This window comes from Bradyrhizobium oropedii (assembly GCF_020889685.1).
In the GTDB taxonomy this organism is placed as follows: domain Bacteria; phylum Pseudomonadota; class Alphaproteobacteria; order Rhizobiales; family Xanthobacteraceae; genus Bradyrhizobium; species Bradyrhizobium oropedii.
This window is the reverse complement of record NZ_JACMYO010000402.1, coordinates 1-1,933: the sequence shown is the minus strand read 5'-3', so window position 1 is coordinate 1,933 and position 1,933 is coordinate 1. Positions and strand designations below refer to the sequence as shown.

General features: G+C 64.6%; 2 protein-coding genes. Both read right to left on the bottom strand.

Features of this window, described 5'->3' with window-relative positions; genetic code table 11:
• Positions 1-57: 57 nt before the first annotated feature.
• Positions 58-630 (bottom strand): DUF4291 domain-containing protein, encoded by a 573-nt coding sequence (locus H8A95_RS42830; protein ID WP_229188425.1) that lies wholly within the window; start codon positions 628-630, stop codon positions 58-60.
• A 51-nt stretch (positions 631-681) separates the two neighbouring features.
• On the bottom strand, positions 682-1,933 hold a 1,252-nt coding region (gene murD, locus H8A95_RS42825), incomplete at its 5' end, for a UDP-N-acetylmuramoyl-L-alanine--D-glutamate ligase (protein ID WP_229188424.1).

The following is a 1,933-nucleotide window of genomic DNA, read 5'->3' as shown; positions in this document are numbered from 1 at the left end:
GAAAGCAGGGACGACGCCGAGTTTGTTGCACCAACGGTGAGTCAAACATCCTGCAATTCAGCCCTGCTGAACATACGCCCGCTCGATCGGCAACGCGGCTTTTGCCTGTTCGAGCCGGCCGCCCTCGACCAAGTCGTGAATCCTGTGCGCGAGTTCGGTCACGTCGGTGATCTTTCGAATCCATTCGCCGACGTAACGCCGCACCGCTTCGCCACCGATCCCAATCTGGATCGCACGATGCGATCGCGGTTGATGATGCAGGTCGCGCTCCGGGTCCCATTGAATTCGCACAGACGAATTGGCCTTCAGCTTCTCCCAATCATCCTTGCTCATCGCAGGATCAGGATGACTTGGACAGCTATTCGCCAACGCCCACTCAAAGCCCTCGCGGGTGATATCGACAGCCAGTATCCGACTTTGCCCGGCGTCCTTGTAGCCCCACCCGGCGCGATACATCATCCAGAGAAACGACGGCTTGATCCAAGTCATCCGCGTCATACTGAAAGGTGGGGAGACGAAAGTGCCGGCGGCCAAGGCGGCATCGGCAATCTCGCTATTGTAGGCCTGATAGACGCGGATCGTATGCTCGTCGTAGACGGCACGAATCTGGTGATGCGGGATATCATTCATAGCCCGTAACCTACGTCGCGGAGGGGCGCACAGCAATTCTGCCGCGCGTCGTCACACCACCGGCTTCACGCCCGGCAATGCCTGGACGATGTCGCGGAAAGCCGCGCCGCGGATTTCGAAATTGCGGTACTGGTCGAACGAGGCGCAGGCCGGCGACAGCAGCACGACGGCTTCGCTCAGCCCCGATGCCTCGGCGTCGCGCGCGGCGCTGGCGATCGCGACGTCGAGCGTGCCGGACATGTCGTGCGGGACCCGGTCGCCGAGCGTGCCGGAGAACTCCGCCGCCGCCTCGCCGATCAGATAGGCCTTGCGGATGCGCGGGAAATATTCGGTGAGACCGGTGATGCCGCCGGCCTTCGGCTTGCCGCCTGCGATCCAGTAGATATCGGCAAACGACGACAGCGCATGCGCGGCCGCATCGGCGTTGGTGCCCTTGGAATCGTTGACGAACAGCACGTTGCCGCGGCGGCCGACCTGCTCCATGCGGTGCGCCAGGCCCGGGAAGCTGCGCAGGCCGTTCTGCAACACGTCGGTCGAGATCCCCATTGCCAACGCGCAGGCCGAGGCGCAGGCCGCGTTCTGCGCATTGTGCAGGCCGCGCAGCGAACCGATACCCCCTAACCGCGCGATCTCGCTGCGGGCAGCACCGGACGCGCGTACAATGGTCTCGTGCTCGACATAGAGACCGTCGGGCAGCGGGTTCCTCACGGAGATGCGCACCACGCGCTTGCCGGCGCGATCGAGCCGGTCGGCGATGTTGCGGCACCAGATGTCGTCGACGCCTGTGATCGCGGTGCCGCCCTGCTGCACGCCGGCAACCAGCCGCTCCTTGACCGCGGCGTAATGCTCGAGCGAGCCGTGGCGATCGATGTGATCCTCGCTGATGTTGATCAGGATGCCGACCGAGGGATCGAGCGACGGCGCGAGATCGATCTGGTAGGACGACATCTCGATCACATGGACGCGGCCCATCCGCGGCGGCTCCAGCGACAGGATCGCGGTGCCGATATTGCCGCCCATCTGGGTGTCGTAACCGGCAACCTTCATCAGATGCGCGATCAGCGCTGTGGTGGTCGACTTGCCGTTGGTGCCGGTGATGGCGACGAACGGCGCGTTCGGCGCATGACGGCGCCGCTCGCGGCAGAACAATTCGACGTCGCCGATCACCTCGCAGCCGGCCTCGCGCGCCTTCAGCACGCTCCAGTGCGGCGCCGGATGCGTCAGCGGCGCACCGGGCGTCAGGATCAGCGCAGCGAAATTCACCCACGACACGGTGCGCAGGTCAGCGGTGGTGAAGCCGGCC